Annotated in this window: 21 protein-coding genes and 2 tRNA genes; 21 read left to right on the top strand and 2 right to left on the bottom strand. The window is 72.7% G+C overall.

What is annotated here, in order from left to right; translation table 11 throughout:
* The first annotated feature begins 136 nt into the window (after window positions 1–136).
* Complete coding sequence (locus ABT122_RS25845; RefSeq protein WP_351556871.1) at window positions 137–1,762, top strand: glycosyltransferase family 2 protein; 1,626 nt, start codon at window positions 137–139, stop codon at window positions 1,760–1,762.
* Between the two features lie 621 nt (window positions 1,763–2,383).
* Here the strand turns inward: ABT122_RS25845 and wecB are convergent.
* On the bottom strand, window positions 2,384–3,460 hold the full coding sequence (gene wecB / locus ABT122_RS25840; RefSeq protein WP_351556868.1) for a non-hydrolyzing UDP-N-acetylglucosamine 2-epimerase: 1,077 nt from the start codon (window positions 3,458–3,460) through the stop codon (window positions 2,384–2,386).
* Window positions 3,461–3,641: 181 nt separating this feature from the next.
* On the opposite strand from wecB, the gene ABT122_RS25835 reads away from it, so the two are divergent.
* The 12 genes from ABT122_RS25835 to ABT122_RS25780 all read left to right on the top strand — a co-directional run bounded on the left by ABT122_RS25835 (window position 3,642) and on the right by ABT122_RS25780 (window position 20,031).
* Window positions 3,642–5,231, top strand: a complete 1,590-nt coding sequence (locus ABT122_RS25835; protein WP_351556865.1) for a glycosyltransferase family 4 protein — start codon at window positions 3,642–3,644, stop codon at window positions 5,229–5,231.
* 411 nt (window positions 5,232–5,642) lie between these two features.
* Entirely contained in the window at window positions 5,643–5,963 is a 321-nt protein-coding gene (rplU, locus tag ABT122_RS25830) for a 50S ribosomal protein L21 (protein ID WP_351556862.1), read from the top strand.
* A 14-nt stretch (window positions 5,964–5,977) separates the two neighbouring features.
* Window positions 5,978–6,235, top strand: a complete 258-nt coding sequence (gene rpmA, locus ABT122_RS25825; RefSeq protein ID WP_351556859.1) for a 50S ribosomal protein L27 — start codon at window positions 5,978–5,980, stop codon at window positions 6,233–6,235.
* A gap of 158 nt (window positions 6,236–6,393) precedes the next feature.
* Entirely contained in the window at window positions 6,394–7,833 is a 1,440-nt protein-coding gene (obgE, locus tag ABT122_RS25820) for a GTPase ObgE (protein WP_351556856.1), read from the top strand.
* 210 nt (window positions 7,834–8,043) lie between these two features.
* Entirely contained in the window at window positions 8,044–10,386 is a 2,343-nt protein-coding gene (locus ABT122_RS25815; RefSeq protein ID WP_351556853.1) for a glycosyltransferase family 4 protein, read from the top strand.
* Between the two features lie 220 nt (window positions 10,387–10,606).
* The gene (locus ABT122_RS25810) at window positions 10,607–12,109 is read left to right on the top strand and encodes an SDR family NAD(P)-dependent oxidoreductase (RefSeq protein WP_351556851.1); all 1,503 of its coding nucleotides are present in this window, start codon (window positions 10,607–10,609) and stop codon (window positions 12,107–12,109) included.
* A gap of 202 nt (window positions 12,110–12,311) precedes the next feature.
* Window positions 12,312–14,573: a hypothetical protein gene (locus ABT122_RS25805; protein ID WP_351556848.1), complete on the top strand. Its 2,262-nt coding sequence runs from the start codon at window positions 12,312–12,314 to the stop codon at window positions 14,571–14,573.
* 146 nt (window positions 14,574–14,719) lie between these two features.
* Complete coding sequence (gene proB, locus ABT122_RS25800) at window positions 14,720–15,847, top strand: glutamate 5-kinase (protein WP_351556845.1); 1,128 nt, start codon at window positions 14,720–14,722, stop codon at window positions 15,845–15,847.
* Window positions 15,848–16,136: 289 nt separating this feature from the next.
* On the top strand, window positions 16,137–16,655 hold the full coding sequence (locus ABT122_RS25795; protein WP_351556912.1) for a DUF8830 family protein: 519 nt from the start codon (window positions 16,137–16,139) through the stop codon (window positions 16,653–16,655).
* Window positions 16,656–16,832: 177 nt separating this feature from the next.
* The gene (locus ABT122_RS25790; RefSeq protein WP_351556842.1) at window positions 16,833–18,125 is read left to right on the top strand and encodes a glutamate-5-semialdehyde dehydrogenase; all 1,293 of its coding nucleotides are present in this window, start codon (window positions 16,833–16,835) and stop codon (window positions 18,123–18,125) included.
* 61 nt (window positions 18,126–18,186) lie between these two features.
* On the top strand, window positions 18,187–18,780 hold the full coding sequence (locus tag ABT122_RS25785; RefSeq protein WP_351556839.1) for an SCO2584 family spore wall biosynthesis protein: 594 nt from the start codon (window positions 18,187–18,189) through the stop codon (window positions 18,778–18,780).
* Window positions 18,781–18,915: 135 nt separating this feature from the next.
* On the top strand, window positions 18,916–20,031 hold the full coding sequence (locus ABT122_RS25780) for an SCO2583 family membrane protein (RefSeq protein WP_351556836.1): 1,116 nt from the start codon (window positions 18,916–18,918) through the stop codon (window positions 20,029–20,031).
* Between the two features lie 81 nt (window positions 20,032–20,112).
* On the opposite strand, the gene ABT122_RS25775 is transcribed toward ABT122_RS25780, so the two are convergent.
* The gene (locus tag ABT122_RS25775) at window positions 20,113–21,210 is read right to left on the bottom strand and encodes a M48 family metallopeptidase (protein ID WP_351556834.1); all 1,098 of its coding nucleotides are present in this window, start codon (window positions 21,208–21,210) and stop codon (window positions 20,113–20,115) included.
* 322 nt (window positions 21,211–21,532) lie between these two features.
* On the opposite strand from ABT122_RS25775, the gene ABT122_RS25770 reads away from it, so the two are divergent.
* From ABT122_RS25770 to ABT122_RS25735, 8 genes are all read left to right on the top strand, one after another.
* Complete coding sequence (locus ABT122_RS25770; RefSeq protein ID WP_351556831.1) at window positions 21,533–21,694, top strand: hypothetical protein; 162 nt, start codon at window positions 21,533–21,535, stop codon at window positions 21,692–21,694.
* A 46-nt stretch (window positions 21,695–21,740) separates the two neighbouring features.
* Window positions 21,741–22,364: a nicotinate-nucleotide adenylyltransferase gene (gene nadD, locus ABT122_RS25765; protein ID WP_351556828.1), complete on the top strand. Its 624-nt coding sequence runs from the start codon at window positions 21,741–21,743 to the stop codon at window positions 22,362–22,364.
* A gap of 19 nt (window positions 22,365–22,383) precedes the next feature.
* A complete protein-coding gene (locus ABT122_RS25760; RefSeq protein ID WP_351556825.1) occupies window positions 22,384–24,135 on the top strand; it encodes an LCP family protein in 1,752 nt (583 codons plus the stop codon).
* A gap of 131 nt (window positions 24,136–24,266) precedes the next feature.
* Window positions 24,267–24,698: a ribosome silencing factor gene (gene rsfS / locus ABT122_RS25755; protein WP_351556822.1), complete on the top strand. Its 432-nt coding sequence runs from the start codon at window positions 24,267–24,269 to the stop codon at window positions 24,696–24,698.
* The gene (locus ABT122_RS25750) at window positions 24,695–25,351 is read left to right on the top strand and encodes a histidine phosphatase family protein (RefSeq protein ID WP_351556909.1); all 657 of its coding nucleotides are present in this window, start codon (window positions 24,695–24,697) and stop codon (window positions 25,349–25,351) included. The genes rsfS and ABT122_RS25750 overlap by 4 nt, the downstream gene beginning before the upstream one ends.
* A 151-nt stretch (window positions 25,352–25,502) precedes the next feature.
* Window positions 25,503–25,575: transfer RNA gene (locus ABT122_RS25745), tRNA-Ala, on the top strand.
* 265 nt (window positions 25,576–25,840) lie between these two features.
* Complete coding sequence (locus ABT122_RS25740; protein ID WP_026277450.1) at window positions 25,841–26,074, top strand: hypothetical protein; 234 nt, start codon at window positions 25,841–25,843, stop codon at window positions 26,072–26,074.
* A gap of 159 nt (window positions 26,075–26,233) precedes the next feature.
* Window positions 26,234–26,306: transfer RNA gene (locus tag ABT122_RS25735), tRNA-Ala, on the top strand.
* Window positions 26,307–26,348: the final 42 nt, after the last annotated feature.

Below are 26,348 nucleotides of genomic sequence, written 5' to 3'. Positions count from 1 at the left end.
AGCCGCCGCTCCGGAGGGCGCCGTCCCGGGAGCCGCCGCTCCAGAGGCCACCGCCCCGGAAGCCGCCCCTCCGGAGGGCGCCGTCCCGGAAGGCGCCGCTCCAGAGGCCACCGCCCCGGAAAACACCGTCCCCGATGTGACCGTCGTCCTCGCCGTCCACAACACGATGCCCGATCTCACCGAGTGCCTGGACTCCCTGCTCGCCCAGACCATCGGCCTCGGCCGGCTCCAGATCGTGGCCGTCGACGACGGCTCCACCGACGGCGGCGGCGAGGAACTGGACCGGCTCGCCCGCGCCCACCCGGACACCGTCACCGTCCTCCACCAGCCGGACTCCGGCGGCCCGGCCGCGCCCAGCAACAGGGGCCTGGAGCGGGCCCGCGGCCGGTACGTCCACTTCATGGGCGCGGACGACCGCCTCGGCGAGGAGGCCCTCGCCCGTCTGGTGGCCCACGCCGACGCCCTCGGTTCCGACATCGTCATCGGCCGGATGACCGGGGTCGGGGGCCGCTATGTCCACCAGGGGCTCTTCCGCCGCAGCGACCCCGACATCACCCTCCACGGCTCCGCCCTGCCGTTCACCCTCTCCAACGCCAAGCTCTTCCGGCGCGAGCTGGTCGAGCGGCACCGGCTCCGCTTCCCCGAGGACCTGCCCGTCGGCAGCGATCAGCCCTTCACCATCGAGGCCTGTGTCCGCGCGGGCAGGATCTCCGTCCTCGCGGACTACACCTACTACTACGCCGTCCGCCGCCGCGACGCGGGCGACATCACCCACCGGGCCGGCCACCTCGAACGGCTGCGCTGCACCGCCCGGATCATGCACCACGCCGCCGGTCTCATCGGCCCGGGGCCCGAGCGGGACAGCCTTCTCCACCGCCACTTCACCTGGGAGCTGGCCAAGCTCCTCCAGCCGGACTTCCCGGACCTCGGCGAACCGGTCCGCCGGGAGCTGTGCGCCGGGATCGCCGAGCTGGCCGACGCGTATCTCACCGAACCGCTGCGGGACTCGCTGCCGGTGCGGCGGCGCGCCCTGCTCGCCCTCGCCCAGCGCGGCGCGGTGGACCTCCTGGTCCGGGCGATCGAGGACGCCGCGGCGCACGGCCCGCTGTTCCTGCTGGAGGGCGACCGGGCGTATCTGCGCTGCCCCGGCTTCCGGGACCCCGCGCTGAACCTCCCCGACCGGGTCTTCGAGGTGCTCGACGAGCCCCTGACCGCCGTGCTCTGTGCCGGTACGGAGCTGCTGGCGGCCGACTGGGACCAGCGCGGCGACGACCTCGCCCTCTCGCTCACCGTCCGCACCCCGCTGACCGGTGACACCTCCGCCACCGTCGTCCGGCTGATGCGCGGCTCCCTGCCGAGGAGCGCGGACCGGGCGGGCGGCCGGCGGCTGCCCGAGCCCGACACTCTGCCTCCCGCCGCGGGCGACTTCGAGCGCGGGGGCGGCGACGGGACCGTGATCCACGCCCGTATCCCCGTCGCCGCGGCCACCGCCTCGCTCGGCGTCCGCGTCCACGCCCGGGTCGCGGGCCGCACCTACGAGATTCCCCTGCGCGCCCGGGGCAAGCCCATGCCGCTCGCCCGCCGCTGGCGCCTGGAGGACTCCTACCGGGCCGCCGCCCGGGTCAGCGGCAAGGGCAGGATGACCGTCCGCACCGGCCCGGTGGACCCGCCGCGCGAGCGCCGCTGGCCGGCCCGGCTCCGCCGCGCCCTGCGGTTCCGTCCCCCGCCGACCCGCACCGGGGCCGCCCGGGAGGGGAAGTGACCATGGACATCCGTGTGGTGGCCCTCGGCGGGATCGGACTGCCGCTCGCCGTCCGGTTCGCGGCGAAGGGCCACCGTGTCACCGGCGCGATCCTCCAGGCCGACCACGCCGAGTACCGGGCCCTGGCCGCCGCCGGTCCGCCCGGGGCGCGGGTGCTGGTCGGCGGCCGCCGCACCACCCGACCCCGCCCTCCGGGAGGGCGTCCGCCGGGTCGTCATCGGCGGCTGACCACCATCCGCCTCCGGAGCACAGGAAGGACCGATGCGCATGCCGCCACCGCCACCCCTGCCGCGCCGCGCCCCCTGCCGTGCCGGCACCCCCGTCGCGCCGGCGCCCGCGCCCGCGTCCGAGCGGCGCCGCCCCGCCGAAGCCGGCCGGCGTCGTCGCCCATGCCGACGAGGAGTCCGTCGCCGCCCGCGGGGTGCCACCCCCGATCGTCGGCGCCACCCCCGCCACCCCCGCCACCCCGGCCGGCGCCGGCCCCGGCGCCGGCGAACGGCTCCTGGACGACCGCGACCCGGCCGCCGCCACCGGCCGCGCCCGTGCCGCCTCCGCCCGCACCCACCACGACGGCACGGCGACGGTGGCCGCCCCGGCCCCTTCCTCAACTCCTGACGGCCCTCATGTCCCGCTCTCCTCCAGGAGCCGCACGACACGCCGCGCGGCCCCGCCGTCCCCGTACGGCGCCCCGCGCGGCGAGGCCGGCGCCGCCCGCGCCGCGAGCCCCGCCCACCGCCCGGCCGGCAGCTCGTGCGGATCGGGCACCAGCAGATTCCAGCCGCCGTCCAGGGTCTCCAGCCACTCCGTCTCCGGCCGCAGCGTGGTGCACGGCCGGCCCAGCAGATACGCCTCCTTCTGGAGCCCGCCCGAATCGGTCACCACCCCCGCCGACGCCAGCACGGCGGCGATCAGCTCCGCGTACGGCAGCGGGCGCCGCACCCGCACCGAGCCCCGCGCGAGATCGATGCCGAACTCCCCGGCGCGCGCGACCAGCCGGGGGTGGGCGGGCAGCAGCACCGGCAGCGGCAGCCGGGCCAGCGCGCCGAGCAGGGCGGAGAGCCGGGCCGGGTCGTCCGTGTTGTCCGGGCGGTGCAGGGTGGCCAGCAGAAACGGCTCGCGGGGCAGTTCGGCGACGGCGGCCGGCGGGCGTGCCAGCACCGCGTCCCGTACGCGCAGACAGATGTCGACCATCACATCCCCGGCCAGCCGGGTGCGCGCCGCGAGACCCTCCCGGGCCAGGTGGCGCACCGCCTCCTCGGTGGGCGCGAGCAGCAGATCGGCGCAGTGGTCGGTGAGGACCCGGTTGTGCTCCTCCGGCATCCGGCGGTTGAAGGAGCGCAGCCCCGCCTCCAGATGGGCCACCGGGACCCGCGACTTCACCGCGCAGAGCGCGCCCGCCAGCGTCGAGTTGGTGTCCCCGTACACCAGCACCCAGTCGGGGCGCTCCTCGGCGACGACCTTGTCGAGCGCGGCCAGCGCCGCCCCCGTCTGCGCCCCGTGGCTGCCCGAGCCGACCCCGAGATGGACATCGGGGCCGGGGATCGCCAGCCCGGAGAAGAACACATCGGAGAGGTCGGCGTCGTAGTGCTGCCCGGTGTGCACGATCGTGTGCCGGTGGTCCGTCGAGGCGAACGCGGCGGCGACGGGGGCCAGCTTCACCAGCTGGGGGCGGGTCCCGACCACACTGAGGACCTTCATGACCGCTGTGCTCCCTGCGCTCGTCCCCTGGACCGGTTTCGCCGAGCGGCGCGTGGCGAATGCGCCGGAAAACCGATCAAACCATGACGATGGGGTGGCGGGTGGGAGAACCGGCCGGAACCAGCCGACCGGGGCACCGGCCCGCCGGGAGCGGGTCGGGCAGATCGGGAATGGAGTCCGCATGGAGCCCTCGCACGGCACCCGGGGCCGGGTCGTCATGCTCGTCGACAACGAGGTCAGGGCCGACTCCCGCGTCCAGAAGGCGGCCCGCTCCGCCGCTTCCGCGGGCTGGGACGTGGTCCTCCTCGGGGTCTCGCCGACCGCGAAGCCCCAGTCCTGGAGGCTCGGCGCGGCCCGCGTCCGGCTGCTCCCCAAGCCCGCGCATCTGGAGCCGCGCCGCCATGAGCTGCGCCATCCGCTGCTGCGCCGCCCCCTGGCGTACCGCTCCCGGCGGCTGGCCCGCTACCGCGTGCAGACGGTCAAGGCATGGCGCTCCGATCTGGCGTTCCGCCGGGCGGCGGCGCGGGCCGCGCGCGCCGGGCACCCCGGCGCCAGCGCGAGCGGCTCCGCCCTGCGGCTGCTGCTGCCGCGCGCCTGCGCCCGGGCGCTCGGCGCGTGGGTCGCCCTGCGGGCCCGGGAGACCGACCGGCTGCACCGGCTGCGCACCCCGCTGACCGCGCCGCTGGACCGCACGTCGACCGCCGTGTGGTCGAAGCTGATGGGGGAGCGGGCCTGGCGCCGGCTGATGCCGAACCTCTGGGACTACGAACTGGCCTTCGCCGCCACGATCGACTCCTGCGAGCCCGATCTGATCCACGCCCACGACTTCCGCATGCTCGGCGTCGGCGCCCGGGCCGCCGTCCGCGCCCGCGCCCGGGGCCGCTCGGTCAAGCTCGTCTGGGACGCGCACGAGTACGTCCCCGGGCTGCCCGCCTTCCACGGCCGCTGGCTGCCCGGCCATATCGCCTGGGAGAAGGAGCACGCGGTCTTCGCGGACGCCGCGATCACCGTCTCCCAGCCGCTCGCGCGGATGCTCCAGGAGCGGCACCGGCTGCCGGAGCCGCCCGCCGTGGTGCTGAACGCGCCCGTCATGGAGCCGGACGACGAGGAGATCGCGGACGCCCCGCCACTGCCGGACCTGCGCGGACTGTGCGGCATCGGGGCGGACACCCCGCTGCTGGTGTACGCGGGCGGGATCAGCCCGGTGCGCGGGGTCGAGACGGTCATCGAGGCGCTGCCGGAACTGCCGGGGGTCCACCTCGCGCTGGTGTCGGTCACCCCGGGGAAGCTGAAGGCCGTCGCCACCACGCGCTCCCTCGCCGAGGTCACGGGGGTGGCGGACCGGGTCCACTTCCTGCCCTTCGTCCCGCACTGGCAGGTGCCGCACTTCCTCGCCCCGGCGGACGCCGCCGTCAGTCCGCTGCACCATCTCGCCAACCACGAGCTGGCGCTCGGCAACAAGTTCTTCGAGTACGCGCAGGCCCGGCTGCCGCTGCTGGTCAGCGACATCCGCACCGTGGCGGAGCTGGTGGAGGCCACCGGGCAGGGCGAGGTCTTCCGGGCCCGCGACCCCGAGGACTTCGCCCGGGCCGCGCGGGCGGTCCTCGCGGAGCCGGGGCGCTACCGCGCGGCCTATGAGCGGCCCGGGCTGCTCGACGGCTGGACCTGGGAGGCGCAGGCCGGGATCATCGACCGGCTCTACACCCGGCTGCTGCCGGACCGCGCGGCGCCGTCCGTCCCGCTCAGCGTCCCCTCGGGCGACTCGCGGTAGCGGGCGCCGGTCTCCGCGCACTCCCACGCCCCCGGCTCGCCCGGCAGCTCGGTCAGCCGCGCCCCGGCCCGTCCGACCCGTCCGACCCAGCCGCGCCCCGGCCCGTCCGACCCGTCCGACCCAGCCGCGCCCCGGCCCGTCCGACCCGGTCGCCGCGCCGCGCGGCTCCGGGCCGCTCCGGGCCTCCCCGGGCGCGTCCGGCGAGCACAGGGCCGGTTTGACCCCCGGAAGCGGCCCCCGCTACTCTTGACCCTCGGTGTGTTTCCCTATGCACCCACCTCTGAGCACCCACCTCCCCGCGGTTTCACCTGACGCGGGGGGAGGCCGCTCGTCCTTCCGGATCATCACGGGCCCCGGCCCATGTGAGCGGCTGGCATCAGGGGTCCCGATCCGAGTGAGAGAGAGATCCGCGTGTACGCCATCGTGCGCAGCGGTGGTCGCCAGCACAAGGTTGCTGTCGGCGACATCGTTGAGGTTGACAAGATCCCCACCGCCAAGGTTGGCGACACGGTAGAGCTCTCTACCCTGCTCGTTGTCGACGGCGACGCCGTGACCAGCGACCCGTGGGTCCTGGACGGCATCAAGGTCACGGCTGAGATCGTGGACCACCACAAGGGTGTGAAGATCGACATCCTGCGCTACAAGAACAAGACCGGCTACCGCCGCCGCCAGGGTCACCGCCAGCAGTACACGGCGATCAAGGTCACCGGCATTCCCACGGCCGCGAAGTAAGGGACTGAGGAGACATGGCACATAAGAAGGGCGCATCGTCCACTCGGAACGGTCGCGATTCCAATGCTCAGCGGCTCGGCGTGAAGCGCTTCGGCGGTCAGGTCGTCAACGCCGGTGAGATCCTGGTCCGCCAGCGCGGCACCCACTTCCACCCGGGCTCGGGCGTCGGCCGCGGCAGCGACGACACCCTCTTCGCGCTGAACGCCGGTGCGGTCGAGTTCGGCCGGCACCGTGGCCGCAAGGTCGTGAACATCGTTCCGGTCGCCGGCTGATCGAGCAATCGGTCTTTCCGGAACCGTAGAACGGTTTCCACCGCGGAGTATTCCGCGGGATTTCTGTGGAGGCGGATCTCACTTCCCCAATCGGGAAGCGGGTCCGCCTCTGCTGTGTTACAGGTAGGGACAATTCCGTCAGCAATGGAGGCACACCCATGACCACCTTCGTGGACCGCGTCGAACTGCATGTCGCCGCGGGTAACGGAGGCCACGGCTGCGCCTCCGTTCACCGGGAGAAGTTCAAGCCGCTCGGCGGCCCCGACGGCGGCAACGGCGGCCGTGGCGGCGATGTGATCCTGGTGGTGGAGCAGTCGGTGACCACCCTGCTCGACTACCACCACAGCCCGCACCGCAAGGCCACCAACGGCCAGCCCGGCGCCGGTGACAACCGCTCCGGCAAGGACGGCCAGGACCTGGTCCTCACCGTCCCGGACGGCACCGTCATCCTCGACAAGGAGGGCAATGTCCTCGCCGACCTCGTCGGCCAGGGCACCACCTTCGTCGCGGGCCAGGGCGGCCGCGGCGGCCTCGGCAACGCGGCGCTCTCCTCCGCCCGCCGCAAGGCCCCCGGCTTCGCGCTGCTCGGCGAGCCCGGCGAGGCGCGCGATGTCGTGCTGGAGCTGAAGACCGTCGCCGATGTGGCGCTGGTCGGCTACCCCAGCGCCGGCAAGTCCTCGCTGATCTCCGTGCTCAGCGCCGCCAAGCCGAAGATCGCGGACTACCCCTTCACCACCCTCGTGCCGAACCTGGGCGTGGTGACCGCGGGCTCCACCGTCTACACCATCGCCGATGTGCCCGGACTGATCCCCGGCGCCAGCCAGGGCAAGGGCCTCGGCCTGGAGTTCCTGCGCCATGTCGAGCGCTGCTCGGTCCTGGTGCACGTCCTGGACACGGCGACCCTGGAGTCGGACCGCGACCCCGTCTCCGACCTCGATGTGATCGAGGCCGAGCTGAAGCAGTACGGCGGCCTGGACGACCGCCCCCGGATGGTCGTCCTCAACAAGGTCGACATCCCCGACGGCCAGGACCTCGCCGAGATGATCCGCCCCGAGCTGGAGGCCCGCGGCTACCAGGTCCTGGAGGTGTCGGCGGTCGCCCGCACCGGGCTGAAGGAGCTGTCCTTCGCCCTCGCGCAGATCATCGCCGAGGCCCGCGCGGCCAAGCCGGCCGAGGAGGCCACCCGGATCGTCATCCGCCCCAAGGCGGTCGACGACACCGGCTTCACCGTGGTCCGCGAGGAGGAGCGCCTCTACCGGGTGCGCGGCGAGAAGCCCGAGCGCTGGGTCCGCCAGACGGACTTCAGCAACGACGAGGCCGTCGGCTACCTCGCCGACCGGCTCAGCCGCCTCGGTGTCGAGGAGAAGCTGATGAAGGCCGGGGCCCGCGCGGGCGACGGCGTCGCCATCGGCCCCGAGGACAACGCCGTGGTCTTCGACTGGGAGCCGACCATGATGGCCGGCGCCGAGATGCTCGGGCGCCGCGGCGAGGACCACCGCCTGGAGGCCCCGAGGCCCGCCGCCCAGCGCCGCCGCGACCGCGACGCCGAGCGCGACGACGCCCAGCGCGAGTACGACGAGTTCCACCCGTTCCAGTGAGGAAGCCGATCCGGTGACGGAACCGAACCGGTGACGGGCCGGGCCCCGTCCCGGACCGGCTCCGCCCGGCACCGGCCCGGTGCACGGCGCCCCGCCCGGGCCCGCGCCGGCCCCGCCGCCCACAGCCGCTGCCATCAGGCAGCGGCTGTGACGGTTCACCCTGGTCTCACGGCTCGGGCCGGACGGCCCCGGCGGACGAGCGGAGCACCGGTGAAGATCTCATTCCTCATCCACACCATCTACGGCATCGGCGGGACCATCCGGACCACGCTGAATCTGGCGGAGGAGCTGGCCGGCGGCCACGAGGTCGAAATCGTCTCGGTCTTCCGCCACCGCGACCGCCCCCTCTTCGACATCGATCCGCGCGTCGCCGTCGTACCGCTGGTCGACATCCGCCCCAAGGCGCCCGCCCGGGAGAAGGAACACCCGCTCCGCGCGGAACCCGCCGAGCACTTCCTCCGCTCCGAGGCCCGCTACGGCGAGTACAGCGCCCTCACCGACGAGCGGGTGCGCGGGCACTACGCGGCCTCCGGCGCCGATGTCGTCATCGGCACCCGGCCCGGTCTGGTCGGTTACGCGGCCCTGTTCGCACCCGCCGGCGCGGTGGTCATCGGCCAGGAGCACATGACGCACCATCACCACAGCGAGGCGCTCCGGGAGGAGCTGCGGCCCCATCTCGCGGCCATCGACGCCCTGGTGACGGTCTCCGAGGGCGACGCCGCCGTGTGGCGCGAACGGATGCCCCTGCCCGGCACCCGCGTGCTCGCCATCCCCAACAGCGTCCCCGCGCCGGTGGTCGCCCCCTCCGATCTCTCCGACCGGATCGTCGTCGCGGCCGGCCGGCTCTCCCGCGAGAAGCAGTACGAGGTGCTGATCCGGGCCTTCGCCCAGGTCGTCGAGCGCCACCCGGAGTGGACCCTGCGCATCTGCGGCTGGGGCGCCGAGAAGGACCGGCTGCGCCGCCGCGTACTGCGGCACCGGCTCGGCAACCACGTCCATCTGATGGGGCCGCGCTCGCCGATCGACCCCGAGTGGGTCAAGGGCGCCATCGCGGTCTCCACCTCGCGCCACGAGTCCTTCGGGATGACGCTCGTGGAGGCCATGCGCAATGGACTCCCGGTGGTCAGCACGGACTGCGACTACGGCCCGCGCGAGATCGTCGAGGACGGCGAGGACGGACTGCTGGTACCGGTCGGCAGCGCCGACGCGGTGGCCCGCGCCCTGATCACCCTCATCGAGGACGAGGGCATGCGCCGCAAGATGGGCGCCGCCGCGCTCGCGAACTCCCGCCGCTTCGACCCGGGCGCCGTGGCAGGGCGGTACGCGGACCTCTTCGCCGAACTGGGTGCGGGCACACCGGCCCGGCGCCGCGCCGGCACCCCCGCGGAACCCGCCCCGGTCGCGGGCACCCCGCACGGTGCTGTCCCGGAAGACGTACGGGACGGCCCGGAGGTTGCCTCCGATGGCGCGTTCGTGCCCCTGGTGGACTGTGTCGCCCGGGACGACGGCTCCATCGACGTCACCCTGGTCGGACCCGGGGCCGCCGGCGGTCCCGGTGGTGCTGGTGGTTCCGGTGGTTCCGGTGGTTCCGGTGGTCCCGGTGGTGCTGGTGGTTCCGGTGGTTCCGGTGGTCCCGGTGGTCCCGGCGGTCCCGGTGTCCCGTCCGGGCTCCGGCTGGTCTGCGTCCTCGGGGCCGGCGGCGGTCCCGAGGAGACCCGGAGCTTCCCCTTCGGCCCGGACGGCACCGCCACCGTCCCGGCCGCCGCCGACCTCCCCGAGGGCCAGTGGCTCTGCCACACGGAGCACCCGGCACCGCCCGACGGTCCGGGGGCGGCCTCCCCCCGGCCCCCCGAGTCCCCCGGCGGTGCCGCACCCTCGGGCGCCCCCCGCACCGGGGCGCCCGAGCCCTCGCCGGGCGCGCCCGGCGCCACTCTCCGTACGCCGTTGCCCGCCCGCTCGGTCGACCAGCGCGGCTCCCTGCGGGTCGCCGGCCGGCTCGCCCCCGGGGACGGCGTCCGCCACCGGGTGCCCCACCGGCGCGCCCCCCGGCAGCAGCTCGCCCTGCGGTCCTGGGTGCGCCCGGTGCACGCCGAGGCGGGCGGAGTCAGCCGCGACGGCACCCGGCTGACCCTGGAGGGCCGGGTGCTGGGCCCGGTCGAGCCCTCCGGGGCGCCCTCGCTGGTGCTGCGCCGCCGAGGCGGGCCCTGGGAGGAGCTGGACCTCCCCGCCGACCGCGAGGGCGCCCGGGAGTTCCGGGCCGTGATCGACGGGGACACGGTCGCCCGGCGCCGGCTCACCGAGCACGACGTCTGGGACGTCTTCCTCCGATTCGCCCCCGGCCACAGCCCGGTACGGGTCGCGCGCCTCCTTGACGACGTGGTCCAGAAGAGTGATGTCTTCGTCCACCCCGACGCCCTCGCGCACCGGCGGCGCCCGCTGCTGCTGGCCCGGCGGGTGGTCCGCCGGCTGCTCCGCCGGGAGCAGCTCCTCGTCCGGGTGACCCTCGCCTACGACGGTGACAACGGACTGGTTTTGCGGGTGGTCGACCGCTGAGCACCCGGGCGGCCCCAATACCGCCTCGTGAAGGGCACCAAACGCACCTGGGCTGTGGCGTCCGTCACTTCCGGGCACGGGTCGTGGGGGCCCAACCTCCCTGGCCACTCCGTGAACCCCCGGCTACCACCGGGGGCGGGGCGGCTTCCACTCGCTTGCGAGACGGTCACACAGAGTGCGACCATCGCACGGTCCCACTCGTCTGAAGGTAGGTCGTTCTGTGTCTGTGCCGCACGAAGCCAAGCCCCGTACCACGGCAGTCGTTCTCGCCGGCGGTACCGGCCAGCGCGTGGGTCTGTCGATCCCGAAGCAGCTGCTGAAGATCGCCGGCAAGGCTGTCATCGAGCACACACTGACGATCTTCCAGCAGGCGGAGTCGATCGACGATGTGATCGTGCTGATGGCGCCCGGGTTCGTCCCCGACATCGAGAGGATCGTCGCCAAGGCCGGACTGACCAAGGTCACCCAGGTGATCGAGGGCGGCGCCACCCGCAACGAGACCACCGAGCGGGCCATCGCCGCCCTGGGCGAGGGCCTCGCCGAGGGCGAGGACCGGAACGTCCTCTTCCATGACGCCGTCCGCCCGCTGTTGTCACAGCGAGTGATCCAGGACTGTGTGGACGCGCTGGAGCGCTACCAGGCCGTCGACGTCGCCATCCCCTCCGCGGACACCATCATCGTGACCCGCACGCACGGTGAGGACGGCGAGTTCATCACCGACGTCCCGGACCGCTCCCGGCTGCGCCGGGGCCAGACCCCGCAGGCGTTCAAGCTCTCCACGATCCGCCGTGCCTACGAGGTCGCCGCCGGCGACCCCAACTTCCAGGCGACCGACGACTGTTCCGTTGTCCTCAAGTACCTGCCGGACGTGCCGATCCACGTCGTCGCGGGCGACGAGTACAACATGAAGGTCACCCAGCCGGTCGATGTCTTCATCACGGACAAGCTCTTCCAGCTGGCCTCCACCGCCGCCCCCCGCCAGGCCGACGAGGCCGCCTACCGCGAGCTGCTGAAGGGCAGGACGCTGGTCGTCTTCGGCGGCTCCTACGGCATCGGCGCGGACATCGCCGAACTGGCCGCGACCTACGGCGCCAAGGTCTACCCGCTGGGCCGCTCCACCACCGGCACCCATGTCGAGAACCCCGAGCACGTGGACGACGCCCTCTCCAAGGCGTACTCCGAGACGGGCCGGATTGATTACGTCATCAACACCGCGGGCGTACTGCGTATCGGCAAGTTGGCGGAGACGGACAACAGCACCATCCAGGAAGCGCTGAACGTCAATTACCTGGCGCCGGTGCAGATTGCCCGTGCCTCATACAAGTATCTGGCCGAAACCAAGGGGCAGTTGCTGCTCTACACATCGTCCAGCTATACGCGCGGGCGTGCCGAGTACAGCCTTTACTCCTCCACCAAGGCCGCGATGGTGAATCTGACGCAGGCCCTCTCCGACGAGTGGGCGAATGAAGGCATCCGCGTCAACTGCGTCAATCCCGAGCGCACGGCGACCCCGATGCGCACCAAGGCCTTCGGTGCCGAGCCCGCGGGCAGTCTTCTCTCGTCCGAGGCGGTCGCCAGGACCTCCCTCGATGTGCTCCTCTCCGAACTGACCGGCCATGTCATCGACGTACGCCAGCAGGACCCGACCCGGGGCGCCAGCGAGGCCTCCGGCTTCGAGCAGGCGCTCGCCGCTGTCCTGATGCGCGAAGAAGATATGCAATAATTCGCTGTTAATGCGATGAATGCTGTCACAGCAGTTCTGCGGGCCCCCTGTGAGCATCCTGACGCGCGGAATACCGGGATGCTGGGGACACGGGGCCGGCCATGCACTGTGCGGAGTCCTGACTGCACCTTCGGGTAGCGAAGTTCCGGGATTTGCAATTCTCGCAAAAGGACCAAACCGCCACCCTTGGAGCAGGTTCTTCGTGATTTCCACAGCCATTCGTCTGGCGCGCGTCGGCAGCCTGTCCGAGCTGGCCGCCGCAGTTCTTCTCGGACTCGGTTATCCCTGCGTGATGATCGCCGCCCTGCTGCCGAACACCTGGCTGTTCGCGGCGGCGGCGGCAGTCACCTACGCGTCCGACTGGTATCTGCACCGCAGGGGCAGCTACCTGATCAACCGCCTCGGCAAGCTGCGCGTCGGACTGACCATCCGCTTTCTGCTGCGCCAGGTCCTGCTGGTCCTGCTGCTCGCCCGCGAGGGCCTCGCCGAGACCACGCTCTTCTACGTCGCCGTCGCCGGCTTCCTGGTCTTCTACGGCCTCCAGGCCCCGCACGGCGCCCTGGTCACCCTGATCCGGCTGCGCCGGGTGATGCCGGTCGTCACCCGCAATGTCGATCTCCAGCGGCTGAACATCCCCGACGCCCCGCCGAACGCCCTGCGCACCCGCGCCGCCGAGAAAGTCCTCCACCTGGACATCCCGGCCGTGATCGGTGTGCTGCTGGCCACCGCTCTCCAGCGGGACGTCATCGGATACGCGGGCGTGGCCGCCAGCATCGCGCTGATCGTCCTCTACATCGCCGCGCTCGCCCCGTATCTGCGCGCCAAGCGCCGGGTCCCGCAGGCCCCGGTGGTCCTGGAGGCCGTCAGCGACTGGCTGCGCGAGTACCGCCCCACCGTCGTGCTGTACTTCTCCGGCTCCAAGGAGTCCGCCTACCAGGCCAATATGTGGCTGGAGACGATGGAGGAGATCGACGGGCGGCCGCTGATCATCATGCGGGAGCGCGGTCTGGTCAACAAGCTGAACCCGACCACCGTCCCCGTCATCTGCGTGCCCGGCGCCACCCATCTGATGAACATGGACCTCTCCACGGTCCGGGTCGCGCTCTACGCGGCCAATGTCGGCAAGAACATCCACCTGCTGCGGGTGCCGACCATCCAGCACGTCTTCATCGGCCACGGCGACAGCGACAAGCTGGCCAGCGTCAACCCGTACAGCAAGGTGTACGACGAGGTGTGGACCGCCGGCCGGGCCGGCCGCGACCGCTACGCCCTCGCCGACGTCGGTGTCCGCGACGACGACATCGTCGAGGTCGGACGCCCCCAGCTCGCCCCCATCCAGTCCTGGACCGGGACGCCGAAGAACCCCGTACCGACGGTGCTCTACGCCCCCACCTGGGAGGGCTGGGACGACAACCCCGGCAACACCTCCCTGCTGCTGGCCGGCGAGAACATCATCCGGCGGCTGCTCACCGCCGAGCGGCCGGTGCGGGTGATCTACAAGCCGCACCCCTTCACCGGCATCCGCGACCAGCGGGCCAAGGCCGTCCACGAGCGGATCACCGCGATGATCACGGAGGCCGTCGCGGCCCGCGCCGCCGACCCCCGCTGGTCGGGCCGGGCCGCCGCCGCGAAGCCCGCCCAGGAGGCGGCCCGCGCCGAGCTGGCCCGTATCGAGGCGGAGCTGGCCGCGCTCGCCAAGCCCGGCCGGGCCCGCCGCGACGGTGCCGAGGAGTCCCGCGACTCTCTCGCCGACCCGCAGCGACTGGAGCGGATCAAGGCACTCCGGGACGCGTGGAACACCGCGTACTGGCGCTCCACCGGCTTCTGGGAGCACCTGGTCGTGACCGGCCCCGAGCCCAAGCTCTACGACTGCTTCAACGAGTCCGACGCGATGGTCTCCGACATCTCCAGCGTGGTCTCCGACTTCATGGCGAGCGGCAAGCCGTACGCCCTCACCGACTCCGCCGAGCTGGGCGCCGGGGAGTTCCTGCGGCAGAACACCGCCGCCCGCGCCGCCGTCGTCCTCAGCAACAGCGCCGTCGAACTGGACGCCCTGCTGGCGGCCGTCGCGTCCCCGGAGCACGATCCGCTGGCCGGTGCCCGCCAGGAGCTGAAGGAGTACCTCCTCGGCCCCGACCACCCCACCTCGATGGACCGGTTCAACGCCGCCGTGCGGGAGCTGGCCGCCGAGTCCGAGGCCCGCAACCTGGGCGTCGAGGCGCGGCTCAGCGAGGAGGCGCAGTTCGAGCTGAACCTCCAGCCCGACGCGGGCCCGGCCGCCGTGCCGGCCGAGGCGGAGACCGCCGAAGCGGCGGACCCGGCCGACCCCGCCGAAGCGGCGGGCCAGGCCGAAGCGGTGGACCCCGCCGACCCGACCGAGCCGGTCGACCCGGCGGACCCGGTCGACGCGGACGGGACGGAAGCCGGAACGGAAGCCGGAACGGAAGCCTCGCTCCGGCGCTGAGCCGGTCGGTCGACGCACGGCCCGTACGGCGCGCGCCGTACGGGCCCCGCGTCTTCCGGCACCTTTCGCGGCCGTCCTCCGGCACCCGCTGTCCAGCCGGTGAAATACCGGCGCACCCGGCGCGGGGCCTGACGTAGATTCGGTCCGTGACAGTGGTGAGGCAGCAGGTAACCCAGGCCCGCAGGATTGTCGTCAAGGTCGGTTCGTCCTCGCTGACCACCGCGTCGGGCGGACTCGACGCCGACCGGGTCGACGCGCTCGTGGACGTGCTCGCGAAGATCCGCGACGGCGGCGAGAAGGAGATCGTGCTGGTCTCCTCCGGCGCCATCGCCGCCGGGCTCGCCCCCCTCGGCCTGGCCCGCCGCCCCAAGGGCCTCGCCCGCCAGCAGGCCGCGGCCAGCGTCGGCCAGGGGCTGCTGGTCGCCCGCTACACCGCCTCCTTCGCCCGCTACGGCGTCCGGGTGGGCCAGGTGCTGCTCACCGCCGACGACACCAGCCGCCGTGCCCACTACCGCAATGCCTACCGCACCCTGGACCAGCTCCTGACCATGGGCGCCGTCCCCGTCGTCAACGAGAACGACACCGTCGCCACCGACGAGATCCGCTTCGGCGACAACGACCGGCTCGCCGCCCTCGTCGCCCATCTGGTCCGCGCCGACCTCCTGGTCCTCCTCTCGGACGTGGACGGCCTGTACGACGGTGATCCGGCCAGGCCCACCAGCACCAGGATCGACGAGGTGCGCGGCCCCGCCGACATCGCGCACGTCGAGACCGGCGGCGCCGGAAAGGCCGGGGTCGGCACCGGCGGCATGGCGACCAAGGTCGAGGCCGCCGGGATCGCGACGGCCGCCGGCGTCCCGGTCGTCCTCACCTCCGCCGTGCACGCCGCCGACGCCCTCGCCGGCCGGGCCACCGGCACCTTCTTCCACCGCACCGGACGCCGCGTCACCGGCCGGCTGCTCTGGCTGGCGCACGCCTCCACCCCCCAGGGCGCGCTGATCCTCGACGACGGCGCGGTCGAGGCTGTGGTCGTCGGCCGGAAGTCGCTGCTGCCCGCCGGAATCGCCGCCGTCGAGGGCGAGTTCGCCGCCGGGGACCCGGTGGAGCTGCGCGACGCCCGGGGCAGCGCCGTCGCCCGGGGGCTGGTCAACTTCGACGCCAAGGAGATCCCCCAGCTCCTCGGCCGCTCCACCCGGGACCTGGCCCGGGACCTCGGTCCCGCCTACGAGCGGGAAGTCGTACACAGGGACGATCTGGTCGTCCTGCGCCCCTGAAACGGCTGAAACTCCCGTCAACCAACAGGGACCTTTACCAAAACCACCCCATGTTCCGTCCGGGACTGGTCAACTTTGTTGCGGGGGGATGGCGGGGTACAGCACGACGACACATGCAATCAGGAGGCCGCCGGTGAGACGAGCGCGCCCAGGGGATGTGCCCCGAGGAAACGGGGGCGTCCCGCACCTTCGCAGGACTGCGGCGGACCACGCCCGCAGGACGGCGGGTGAGCAATCCCGCAGGACGGCGGGCGACCAGGCCCGTCGGGCGGCGGGCGAGGAACGGGCTCTGACGAGCGTCGAGGCAGGCGCCGACTTCGAGGGCGCCGACTTCGACGGCGCCGAGGAGGGACAGGAACAGGACGAGCCACAGGAACAGCGGCCGGCCCGGGTACCGGGCCGGGGACAGGAGCCGGGCGGCGCCGCCCGTACGGGGGAGACCTCGGCGCGCGCCGAGGAGCGCGTCCAGTCGAAGCTCTGGCACATCACGCTCAGCGTCTCCGGCGACGAGGCGCCGCTCAGAGAGGTCCGGCGCGGGCTCGAACAGCTGGCGCACGACCACCCCTTCCTGCTGACCAGCCGCTATGCCGGTGACCATGCCGAGATCAGGTACTGGGAGGAGGCGCGGGACCTGCACGACGCGGCGGCCGTCGCGCTGCGGCTCTGGGGCGAGCACCGCTCCACCGCGAAACTGCCGCCGTGGACGATCGTGGGGCTGGAGGTCATCGACCGCCAGACGTACCACCAGCGGATCGCGGAGGGCTATGGCCCGCCGCCCGCCTCTCCGGTGGGCGTCCACCCCTTCTGATCCCCGGCGGTCCCCACGGACCTCTCCGACCCGATCCGACCTGACCTGACCTGACCTGAACCTCATCCGACCTGATCCGACGCGATCCGATCCCTCCGAGCCCGGCCGCTGTCTCGCAGTACGGGACGGCACGGGATACCGGCCGGACGGCCGCGGCGAGCGCACTACCCTGCGGGTATGACCACGCCCTCGCCGCTTCCGCCGTACGACTCCCTCTCGCCGGTCACCCGTGCCGCCCACCGGGCGCGCGCCGCCGCGGCCGACCTCGCCCCGCTGCCGCGCTCGGCCAAGGACGAGGCGCTGCTGGCGATCGCGGACGCGCTGGAGGCCCGTACGGACGAAGTGCTCTCGGCCAACGCCGAGGACACCGCGCGCGCCCGGGAGGCCGGCACCGCCGAATCGGTCATCGACCGGCTCACCCTCACCCCCGAGCGGGTGCGGGCCATCGCCGCCGATGTCCGCCATGTCGCCGCCCTGCCCGACCCGGTCGGCGAGGTCGTGCGCGGCTCGACCCTGCCCAACGGCATCGACCTGCGGCAGATCCGGGTGCCTCTCGGGGTGGTCGGCATCATCTACGAGGCCCGGCCCAATGTCACGGTGGACGCCGCCGCCCTCTGCCTCAAGTCCGGCAACGCGGTCCTGCTGCGCGGCTCCTCCTCCGCCCACTCCTCCAACACCGCCCTGGTGGCGGTCCTGCGCGACGCGGTGGGCGCGGCGGGACTCCCGGCCGACGCGGTCCAGCTGGTCCCCGGTGAGTCGCGGGACTCCGTGCGGGAGCTGATGCGCGCCCGCGGGCTGGTGGACGTGCTGATCCCGCGCGGCGGCGCCGGACTGATCCGCACCGTGGTCGAGGAGTCCACCGTCCCCGTCATCGAGACCGGCACCGGCAACTGCCATGTCTATGTCGACGCCCTGACCGACCTCGACATGGCCGTCGACATCCTGATCAACTCCAAGGCCCAGCGCCCCAGCGTCTGCAACGCCGCCGAGACCCTCCTCGTCCACCAGTCCGTCGCCGCCGCGTTCCTGCCGCGCGCCCTGGACGCCCTGGCGGACGCCGGGGTGACCGTCCACGCCGACGAGCGGGTGCGCGAGCACGCCGGTGCCACCAAGGCCACGGTCGTGCCGGCCACCGCGGAGGACTGGGAGACCGAGTACCTCTCGTACGACATCGCCGCCGCCGTCGTCGACTCGCTGGACGACGCCGTCGCCCACATCCGCCGCTGGTCCTCCGGCCACACCGAGGCCATCGTCACCACCTCGCAGGCCGCGGCCCGCCGCTTCACCCAGTTGGTCGACTCCACCACCGTCGCCGTGAACGCCTCCACCCGTTTCACCGACGGCGGCCAGTTCGGCTTCGGCGCGGAGATCGGGATCTCCACCCAGAAACTGCACGCCCGCGGGCCCATGGGACTGCCCGAGCTGACCTCCACCAAGTACATCGTCACCGGCGACGGTCACACCCGGTAGCCGGTGCACCGGGGCCGCACTCGGGCTGCCCAAACCCACCGCCCGGGTCTACCCTGAGGGCGTGCCGGACGACGTGGGGGGCAGGCCGTTCCCGGACGGCTGGGAGCCCGACGACGACCGCGGAGGCGCGGACGAGGACTTCGCCTCCGCGGTCTTCGACGAGGACTTCGTCAGGGCGGCCGAGATCCATGAGCCGACCGCCGTGGAACGGCTGCTCGCCGCCGCGCAGGCCCGCGCCGAGGCGGAGGCGGCCCGCGCCGCCGGATCGGGCCGCCCGGGCCGTGACGACGATCCGTACGGCGACGGATACGGCCCCCATGACCGCGAACGGCTCCACGACGACGGCCCGCTGGACGACGACGGCCCCTACGGACGGCACGGCGGCGCGCTGCGCCCCTACCGGAGCAGCGCCCGCTGGCACCGGCCGGTCGCCTGGATTCTCGCCCTGCTGATGGGCATCGGCATGGTCGCCCTCGCCTTCACCGCCGTCTACCGGGGCGCCGCGGGGAGCCGCCAGGACCAGGTGCCCCCGCCCGCGACCAGCGGAGTCGACGCCACCAACCCGGCCGTGCCGTCCGCCGACCGCCTCGTGGGCCCCGCCCTCCCGGCGGACCGTCCCGCCTCCTCCCTGTCCGCCGAACCGCGCACACCCTGACCTCGCGCCCCTGTTCGGCCCCCGCGCGCTTGGCCGGGCACGCACCGGCGCTCGTCCGGGGCTCGTTGGGGGCTCGTCGGGGTTTGTTGCGGAGCACCGGGTTTACCGGAGCCCCGCTCGACCCACCCTCAAGGTATGGCTGGTCGCGAGGACCCGCCTGAGGGGACAGCCGACGGTCTCCCCGGCGGTGGAGAGGACGAGTACCGGTCCGTCGTCTTCGACGAATCGTTCGTCCGGGCTGCGCGGCTCCAGGAGTACTCCGCGCAGGAGCGGATGGGTGCCCACGCGCGCGCCGTGCGCGCCCTGCCCACCCGGCCGCTCCGCTCCGGCCCCACTCCGGCTCTGCTGCTCGTCCTGCTGGTCGCCTTCGCGTTCGCCACCGCGGTCTATCTGGGGGTCCGCCCCGTCCACCAGACCTCGTCCGCCAAACGGGCCGAGCCGCTCCGTATCACCCTGATCCCCCTCTCCCCCCGGGGTGCCGTTCCCGGGGGCACCCCCGACGATCTCTACGCCCACAGCGCCGCCGCCCACTTCCGTGTCGGCGCCTCGGGCATCACCCTCCCGGGCGCCCGGCGCACGGAGAACTTCTCCCCGAGCCAGGTGATGACCGCGCTCACCACCGCGAAGGACTATCTGGTGGGGTCCTCGCTCGACCCCGATGTCCTCACCGGCGGCGCGGTCCGGCCCGTGCGGGTGCTGCTGGACCCCGCCCAGCTGGAGCAGTTCGACCGCAGCATGGCCTCCCCGGCGAACGACGGCAGCCACGCGGCCACGGGCTGGCTGGTCCGCTACGACCCGGAAGCGGTGGCCCTCGCCGACCCCGAGATCCGGGTCAGGGGCACCCTGACGGTCACCGAGGCGGGCCCCGACACCCTGGAGATCGCCTCCGACCACACCTTCGCCTACACCCTGCGCCCCGCCGCCCGCCCCGGTGGGCCCTCCCGGGTGGGCGGTTCGGGCGCGGCGCGCGGGACGGACGGCGCCTCGCTCTTCACCGTCCGCCGGGAGCTGCGCTTCCGCTTCGACCGGGACGATCTGTACCGGCACCGGACGGAGCTGCTGACCAGCCATGTCCAGGCGGGGCCCCAGTCCTGTGCGGACGACTCCGCGGGGACCCTGCGGCCCCTGCTGGCCGGTCGCCGGGCCGAGCGGCCCGCCCCGGCGGACACCAACCCCTACGCCCTGGAGGCCCCCGCGACGGCGCTCTGCGGCGCCTTGGCCCCCGGCGCCCAGCCGAGCCCCCGGCGGTGACCCCCCGGGCCCCCGGCGGTGACCCCCCGGGCCCCCGGCGGTGACCCCCCGGGCCCCCGCGGGGGCCGATCGGACGGTGGCCTAGCCGGCGCCGCCGGGCCTGTCGCCGCCGCCCGGTGCGCCGCCGCCCGGTGTGTCACCGCCGCCGGCGCCGTTCCCGTCGCCCGTGAACTTGTCGCGCAGCTTCCCGCCCAGATCGCCCGCGCCGCCGGCTATGTCCCCGACGAGCTTCATCAGCGGGTCCCTGCTGGTGCGCACGGTGTCCGCGTAGTGCGACGCGGACTCCCGGATCGAGTCGCTGACCGAGGCGTCCTTGTCCTCCGACCGGCGCGGGTAGTGGCCGTCCATGATCCGCTGGTAGTCGCGGCTCTCGGCCCACTTCTTCAGCTCCGCCGCCCGCACGGTGGTGAACGGGTGCGAACGGGGCAGCACATTGAGGATCTTCAGCACGGAGTCCCGGAGGTCGCCGCCCTTCTCGTACTCCTCGGCCTGCCGCAGGAACGCGTCGACGTTCATCTCGTGGAGATGGTTGCCACCGGCGATCTTCATCAGCCCGCGCATCGACGCCTTCAGGTCCTGCCCCACCAGCAGCCCCGCCCGGTCGGCCGACAGCTCCGACTTGCGGAACCACTCCCGCAGCGCGGTCACGATCGCCATGATCGCCACATTGCCGAGCGGAATCCAGGCGACCTTGAGCGCCAGGCTGGTGAGGAAGAGCAGCACCGTGCGGTAGACCGCGTGGCCGGAGAGGGCGTGACCCACCTCGTGGCCCACCACGGCCCGCATCTCCTCCTCGTCCAGCAGCTCCACCAGACCGGTGGTCACCACGATGATCGGCTCGTCCAGGCCGATGCACATGGCGTTGGGGCGCGGGTCCTGTGTGACGTACATCGCCGGAACCTTCTCCAGGTCCAGGATGTAGCAGGCGTCCCTGAGCATCGAGTGGAGATGGGCGAACTGCTCATCGCTCACCCGGACCGAGTCCGAGAGGAAGAGCAGCCGCAGACTGCGCTCCGGCAGCAGTCCGCTCAGCGCCTTGAAGACGGTGTCGAACCCGCTGAGCTTGCGCAGCGCGACCAGCGCCGAGCGGTCCGCGGGGTGTTCGTACGCCCGTGAGGAGATGCCGGGGAAGCGCTTGCGCTGCCTGCTCGGCACGTTCTCGTGGCTGCTTTCGGTCATTCATGCCCCCTGTGTGACCCGGATGGTGCCCGGCGCGGCGCTCTCCCGCGCCGTCGCCGCTGTTCAAGGTTGAACGTGTGGCTGGTGTGTTCGTCCCCCTGGCGGATTCCAGCGTAGGCGCTGGGAGAGAACCGCGGCGGGGGCTGTGGACAACCCCGGGAACGCGGGCGCCACCGGCCCTGCGTACCCTTCACGGCACCGCCGGAACGGCGCCGTGATCACCACAACGACTGAGTCGGCGTGAGCGTGCCCGAGCGGCCCGCATACGATGTGGGCGAAGTCTGTCCGCCATGTCCCTCCGATCGACAAGGGCCCGCCGAAGATGAGCCTCAACAGCACCGCCACCCACCTGGTCACCCTCGCCGAGGCATCCGAGGGCGGTGGCCGACACCAGAGCCTCGAACCGTTGGTCGTCGGCGCCGGCGCGCTGATCGCGCTGCTCCTGCTGCTGTGGATCACCACCCGCTTCAACCGCGACCGCTGAGCCGGGCGGGTCGGGCCGGGCCGGCGTGCCAGTAGGCTCTGCACGCATGGGAGAGCAGACAGTGCCGACGGGCTCCGCGTCCGGCCGGCGGCGACTCGGTGTGATGGGCGGGACATTCGACCCGATCCACCACGGACACCTGGTGGCCGCCAGTGAGGTGGCCGCGCTGTTCCACCTCGACGAGGTGATGTTCGTACCGACCGGGCAGCCGTGGCAGAAGACCCACAAGGCGGTCTCCCCCGCCGAGGACCGCTATCTGATGACGGTCATCGCCACGGCGTCGAACCCTCAGTTCTCGGTCAGCCGGATCGACATAGACCGGCCCGGGCCGACGTACACCATCGACACCCTGCGGGATCTGCGCTCCCTCAACGCGGACGCGGATCTGTTCTTCATCACCGGGGCCGACGCGCTCTCCCAGATCCTCGGCTGGCGGGACGCGACGGAGCTGTTCTCGCTGGCCCACTTCATCGGTGTGACCCGGCCGGGCCACGATCTGACGGACGACGGGCTGCCCGAGGGGAAGGTCTCCCTCGTGGAGGTACCGGCCCTGGCGATCTCCTCGACCGGCTGCCGGGGACGGGTCGCCAACGGCGAACCGGTCTGGTACCTCGTGCCCGACGGTGTGGTCCGCTACATCGACAAGCGGCAGTTGTACCGCGGCGAGTGAGCCGCGGAGAGGGGCACCGGTGAACGACCAGCAGAACCCGTACGACCCGTACCACCCGCAGCCGGAGATCATCGGCTACGACGAGTACGGGCAGCCGGTCTATCAGCAGCCCCAGCCGTACGACTCCTACGGCCTCCAGCCGCAGGTCCCCGGGCAGGGCTACGGCCACGACCCGTACGCCCGGCCCCAGGCGCCCGCCCCCGGGTACGGACAGCCGCAGGATTACGGACAGCAGCCCGAGGCGCCCGCGCCGGCGTACGGGCAGCCCCAGCCGTACGACCCGTACGGCCAGTTCCCCCAGCAGTCCCCGGTCCAGCAGCCCCCGGTCCAGGAGGGCCCGGCCCAGGGACAGGCGTACGGCTACGGCCAGGACCAGGGGTACGGCCGGGAGCCGGCGGCGGCGCCCGCCCCCGAACAGCCCGCCGCCCCCGAACAGCCCGCCCCGCGGCAGGCTCCCGAACAGCCCGGCGAGCCCGGGCCGCGGGTGCCCGGAGAGCGCGGCCCCGGCGCCGAACGCGACTACCGCACCGAGCAGTTCTCCTTCATCGAGGAGCCGGACGCCGACTCCGAGGACGTCATCGACTGGCTCAACTTCACCGAGAGCCGCTCCGAGCGCCGCGAGGAGGCCAAGCGCCGGGGGCGCAACCGGGGCGTCGCGCTCATCGTCGCCCTGGTGCTCGCCGTCGCCGGCGGTGTCGGCTACCTCTGGTACGCGGGCGCGCTGCCCGGCGGCTCGGGATCGGACGAGGGCGGCGGGAGCGCCGGCGGCCCGCAGAAGCGGGACGTGATCGTGCTGCATCTGCACAACACCAAGAAGAAGGGCACGTCGACGGCGCTCCTCGTCGACAATGTCACCACCCGTCAGGGCACCACCGTCCTCGTGCCCAACACCCTCTCCGTCGCCACCGACGACGGCACCGCGACCACGCTGGGCGAATCCGTGGACGACGACGGCTCGGAGGGCACCCGCGAGGCCATCGGCACCCTCCTCGGCGCGAAGATCACCGGCACCTGGCGGCTGGACACCCCGTTCCTGGAGAACCTGGTCGATCTGGTCGGCACCATCGACCTGACCACCGACACCATGGTCCCCAGTGCCAAGGACGGCGAAGCCCCGCTGGTCAAAAAGGGCGAGAACCAGACACTGAACGGCCGTGCGGCCGTCGCCTACGCCACCCACCGCGGCTCGGGCGAGCCCGAGGCCAAGCAGCTCCAGCGCTTCGGCCAGGTCATGCAGGCCGTCCTCAAGAAGATCCCGAGCGACGCCAAGTCCGCCACGGTCACCGTGGAGACCCTCGCCCAGATCCTCGACCCCTCGCTCACCGAGAGTGACCTCGGAGCCTCGCTGGCCAAGCTCTCGGAGCGGGCCAAGGGCGGCGACTACCGGACCGCGCTGCTCCCGGTCCAGCAGGACGGCACCCTCACCCAGGAGGCGGCCGGCACCGTCGTCAAGGACATCCTGGGCGGCTCGGTCGGCGGCCCCGAGAAGGGCGACGCCGTCCGGGTGGGCATCCGGAACGCCACCGGCACCGACAAGGCCACCGAGACGGCCAGGGTCTCCCTGGTCAACGGCGGCTACGCGGTCGTCGACAGCGGCAAGGGCGACACCGCGACCACCTCGAAGGTGACCTACGGTGACGACGCGCGCAAGGAGGAGGCCGCCGAGGTCGCCAAGACCCTGGGGCTCCCCGCGAGCGCCGTCCAGAAGGGCGACCAGGCCCCCAACGCCGATGTGGGCGTGGTGCTCGGCCAGGACTTCGGTACGGACTGACCGACCGGTCCAGCGGGTCTGACCTGCATGGACAGCGATGTGATGATCGAGGACGGAGAATCGGCGCGAGGGCTGTCGGCGGTACGTGAGACCCTGGTGGGGTCAATACGACCGCCGACGAAAGCCTGCTAGTGACCGCTACGGACCGCGCCATCGAGCTTGTCAGCACCGCCGCCCAGGCGGCCGCCGACCGGCTCGCCCACGACATCATCGCGTACGACGTCAGCGATGTGCTGTCGATCACCGATGCCTTCCTGCTCGCCTCCGCTCCCAACGACCGCCAGGTCAAGTCGATCGTCGACGAGATCGAGGAGCGGCTGAACAAGGAGCTGGGCGCCAAGCCGGTCCGCCGCGAAGGCGACCGCGACGCCCGCTGGATTCTCCTGGACTACGTCGACATCGTCGTCCATGTCCAGCACAGCGAGGAGCGCGTCTTCTACGCCCTGGAGCGGCTGTGGAAGGACTGCCCCGAGCTGCCGCTGCCCGAGGACGCCGTGAAGACCCGCGGCAAGGGCCAGGAGCACGCGGAGCTCCACGGCAAGGCGGACGGTGAGTTGAGCTGAACGAGGACGCCTACAAGAAGACCGGCCGCCGGATCGTCCTGTGGCGGCACGGTCAGACCGCGTGGAACCTGGAGCGCCGCTTCCAGGGCACCACGGACATCGAGCTGACCGGGACCGGGGTCGCCCAGGCCCGCCGGGCCGCCCGGCTGCTGGCCTCCCTGAAGCCGGACGCGATCATCGCCTCCGACCTCAAGCGGGCCGCCGCCACCGCCGAGGAGCTGTCCGCGCTGACGGGGCTGCCCGTCCAGTACGACGAGGCGCTCCGCGAGACCTGGGCCGGCGTCTGGCAGGGCCTGACCCACCAGGAGATCATCGAGCGGTACACCGAGCAGTACACCGCCTGGAAGCGCGGCGAGCCCGTGCGCCGGGGCGGCGGCGAGCTGGAGACCGAGGTCGCCGACCGGGCCGCTCCCGTGGTGCTCCGCCACGCCGAGAAGCTCCCCGAGAACGGCACGCTCGTGGTGGCCAGCCACGGCGGCACGATCCGCACCACGATCGGCCGGCTCCTCGGGCTGGACTCCCGGCACTGGGAGAGCCTGGGCGGGCTCTCCAACACCTGCTGGTCGGTGCTGGGCGAGGGCGCGCGCGGCTGGCGCCTCCTGGAGCACAACGCCGGCACCCTCCCGGAACCGGTCCTCGGCGACGACGACTGACACCGGCCGCCCGCCGGTCCGGCCCGTCCCGCCGCCGGCTCCGCCGGACGGGGACGGCCCGACCCTCGGCCCCGTACCCCCGGATTTCGCTTTCCGGCAGGTCGCAGGCTAAAGTTCTTCTTGTTCGCAGCGCCGAGCGCGAAGAACACAAGGGGCTATAGCTCAGTTGGTAGAGCGCCTGCATGGCATGCAGGAGGTCAGGAGTTCAATTCTCCTTAGCTCCACAGAACACACCTCACGTATCCCGTCCTCAGCAGAGGGCGGGATTACGCGTTTCGCACCACTTCACGTCGACGCCGCTGACCCCGTTGCGCGACCATGGCAGAATCGGACGGCCGGACCGGACCGCCGGCCAGGACGGGAGGGAGAGCGATGTCCGTTCTCCTCGGCTGCCCGTCCTGCGGATCGGCGCATGTCGCCCAGGTCCTCGGCGACAACGGCGGAGTTTCTTACGTGTGTACGTCCTGCGGTCACAGCTGGAGCTGAGTGATGGGGGCACACAGGCGTAAATGCGACTGGTGCGGCAGTGGTACGCCCATCGTCAGGGACATGGACCCGGTCAATCCCGAGTATCAGTACTGGTGCGAGGAGTGCGCACGGGCGCTGATCATAAAAGGCGACCCGATCGAGACCTATCGGGAGCTGGAAGGCGAGCCGATCTACGGCCGGCTGCTGGACGAGCACTGCACCCTGAAACGTTTCTACTCCTTCGCCACCGCGTGAGCGGGCGGCCCGGGGGGTGCCGCGCGGCGGCGGGGGAGGGCCCCCGGCCCCGCCGGCCGGGGCCCGGGGGAATGGATTTGGTGAAGGGCGAGGGAGGGCGTTAATGTTGTCCACGTCGCCGCCCGCGGAGAGAGCTTCCGGGGAGACGGCATCTCGCAAGGGGCTATAGCTCAGTTGGTAGAGCGCCTGCATGGCATGCAGGAGGTCAGGAGTTCAATTCTCCTTAGCTCCACAGGTGAAGAGGCGGTGATCCACCCGATCGGGTGGATCACCG

Origin of the sequence: Streptomyces sp. NPDC001985, assembly GCF_040296845.1 — a bacterium.
Classification (GTDB): domain Bacteria; phylum Actinomycetota; class Actinomycetes; order Streptomycetales; family Streptomycetaceae; genus Streptomyces.
The sequence above is the reverse complement of the archived record's forward strand: the minus strand, read 5'-3'. Positions and strand labels throughout refer to the sequence as shown.

Bases quoted from the DNA above. Each gene is read 5' to 3' on its own strand.
- wecB (WP_351556868.1), bottom strand. From the start codon at position 3,460: ATGAAGGTCCTCAGTGTGGTCGGGACCCGCCCCCAGCTGGTGAAGCTG.
- ABT122_RS25835 (WP_351556865.1), top strand. From the start codon at position 3,642: ATGGAGCCCTCGCACGGCACCCGGGGCCGGGTCGTCATGCTCGTCGAC.
- rpmA (WP_351556859.1), top strand. From the start codon at position 5,978: ATGGCACATAAGAAGGGCGCATCGTCCACTCGGAACGGTCGCGATTCC.
- obgE (WP_351556856.1), top strand. From the start codon at position 6,394: ATGACCACCTTCGTGGACCGCGTCGAACTGCATGTCGCCGCGGGTAAC.
- ABT122_RS25790 (WP_351556842.1), top strand. From the start codon at position 16,833: ATGACCACGCCCTCGCCGCTTCCGCCGTACGACTCCCTCTCGCCGGTC.
- ABT122_RS25780 (WP_351556836.1), top strand. From the start codon at position 18,916: ATGGCTGGTCGCGAGGACCCGCCTGAGGGGACAGCCGACGGTCTCCCC.
- ABT122_RS25775 (WP_351556834.1), bottom strand. From the start codon at position 21,210: ATGACCGAAAGCAGCCACGAGAACGTGCCGAGCAGGCAGCGCAAGCGC.
- ABT122_RS25770 (WP_351556831.1), top strand. From the start codon at position 21,533: ATGAGCCTCAACAGCACCGCCACCCACCTGGTCACCCTCGCCGAGGCA.
- nadD (WP_351556828.1), top strand. From the start codon at position 21,741: ATGGGAGAGCAGACAGTGCCGACGGGCTCCGCGTCCGGCCGGCGGCGA.
- ABT122_RS25740 (WP_026277450.1), top strand. From the start codon at position 25,841: ATGGGGGCACACAGGCGTAAATGCGACTGGTGCGGCAGTGGTACGCCC.